The 1,979-nt window shown below is 70.0% G+C and carries 2 protein-coding genes; both read right to left on the bottom strand.

The annotated features are described in order from the left end of the window. Positions 1-10: 10 nt before the first annotated feature. Positions 11-1,363, bottom strand: a complete 1,353-nt coding sequence (tnpB, locus tag MXD60_RS26160; protein WP_248822371.1) for an IS607 family element RNA-guided endonuclease TnpB — start codon at positions 1,361-1,363, stop codon at positions 11-13. After that, positions 1,360-1,935: an IS607 family transposase gene (locus MXD60_RS26155; RefSeq protein WP_248822370.1), complete on the bottom strand. Its 576-nt coding sequence runs from the start codon at positions 1,933-1,935 to the stop codon at positions 1,360-1,362. The genes tnpB and MXD60_RS26155 overlap by 4 nt, the downstream gene beginning before the upstream one ends. Positions 1,936-1,979 lie beyond the last annotated feature (44 nt).

Genomic DNA, 1,979 nt, shown 5'->3' with positions numbered 1-1,979 from the left:
CCGTTGCGAGTCATGAAGCATGAGTAAGCCTCTGCCTCGCAGCCGTCGTCGACAGGACGGCGCTCCCGGTCTGACCCGCTCGCGCGGTGCCGGGTTCCCGCTTCATGGGCACCTGCCGCGCGAGCGCGGTCTCACGGTCGCCTCCACGGGCGTTTTCCGTCTCCAGCGCACTGCCGGCGACGAGGTGACGCAGGTTGACCGCGGCGTTCAGGTCGCGGTCGACCACCAGCCCGCAGGACGGGCAGGTGAACGTACGGTCGGCCAGGGTCAGGCTTGGGTTTCGCCCGCCACAGTCGGAACAGGTCTTGCTCGATGGATACCAGCGGTCCGCGACGATCAGCCGGGAGCCGTACCAGCGCGTTTTGTAGAGGAGCTGGCGGCGGACCTCCGCCATTGCGGTGTCCGCAATGGCACGGGCAAGCCGCCGGTTGCGGACCATCCCGGCGACGTGCAAGTCTTCCACCACGATCACGCTGTGGGTCTTCGCAAGCCGGGTGGTGAGCTTGTGCAGCCCGTCGTGGCGCTGGTGGGCGACGCGGGCGTGGATGCGGGCGAGCCGGGCGGCACGCTGGCGCCGTCCCGCGCTGCCGGGCTTCGACCGGGCGTAGGCCCGCGAGGCTTTCCGCAGGCGGCGCAGCGACCCGGCGAGATGCTTCGGGTTCGCCACCATCTCCCCGGTGGACAGCACGGCAAGGTGCGTCACGCCCAGGTCCACCCCGACCGGCCCGGCACGGCGCTGCCGCCGCGACGGGCCGCCAGGCATCTCCCGGTCGACCTCGACGGTGAACGACACGAACCAGCGCCCGGCGGTACGGGACACGGTCGCGCCGAGCAGCCGGGCCCGCCCCTCGGCCAGCCGGCCGGTGAGCGCACCCATTGGTTCGTGGACCTTCACCCGACCGATCCGAGGCAGTTTCACCAGATGGTCATCAGCCGGGCCATAGGCGCCGGTGGTGTACCGGAACGAGTCGCGGGCCTTCCCGCGCTTCTTGAACCTGGGGAAACCAACCCGCTGGCCCTTCCGCTTTCCCCTGCGGGAGTCGGTGAAGTTCTTCAACCCGCGGGCGAGCTGGTCGAGCCCGGCGGAGAACGCCTCCTTCGAGCACTCGTCCCACCATGGGGCGACGTCCCGCTTCGCGGCGTTCCAGGCGAGCCGCAGCGCGGGCAGGGTCCACGGCACCGGGGTCAGCGCATCGCCGTCCAGCCCGTAGGACTGTTCGGCGTCGCGCTGGGCAAGCGCGGCCTTCACGCGGGCCAGACCCCAGTTGTAGGCGAACCGGGCCGCCCCCGCGTGGCGATGCAGGTTCGCGCTTTGGGCGGCGTTCGGGTCGAGCGCGAACCGGTACGCCCGCAACGTCTTCACGCTGGGCCATCCTTCGTCGCCTCGGCGACCGCGCGCCGGGCGCGGTTCGCCGCAGCCCGGCGGCCATACAGCCGGGCGCACATCGACGTGAGGATCTCGGTCATGTCCCGGACCAAGTCGTCATCAACCTCGGCGGGGTCGACAACCAGCAGTTCGCGGCCGTTCGCCGCGAGCGCGGCCTCGACATATTCGGCGCCGAAACGGGCGAACCGGTCGCGATGTTCCACGACGATCGTGGACACCGCCGGGTCGCGTAGCAGCGCGAGGAACTTCCGGCGGTGGCCGTTCAACGCGGAACCGACCTCGGTGACCACCCGGTCGACGGGCCGGCCCTGCCCGGTAGCCCATGCGGCGACCCGAGCGACTTGCCGGTCCAAATCCGATTTCTGGTCGGCGGATGACACCCGGGCGTACACCGCGGTCAGCCCGGTCGGCCGTTCCACGGCTTCCGGCTCCACCAGGATCAACCGACCTACCCGCCGGGCAGGTACCGGCAACTTGCCTTCTCGAAACCAGCGGTACGCGGTGACGTGATGCACGCCCTCACGCTCAGCCCACTGCTTCAAGTTCACTTACGCATTATATCGCATACTCAAGCTGCGGCAGTTGACAACCC

Origin of the sequence: Frankia sp. AgB32 (genome assembly GCF_023243045.1) — a bacterium.
Taxonomy (GTDB): domain Bacteria; phylum Actinomycetota; class Actinomycetes; order Frankiales; family Frankiaceae; genus Frankia.
Note: the sequence above shows the minus strand (reverse complement) of the source record. Positions and strands in the feature narration are given on the sequence as shown.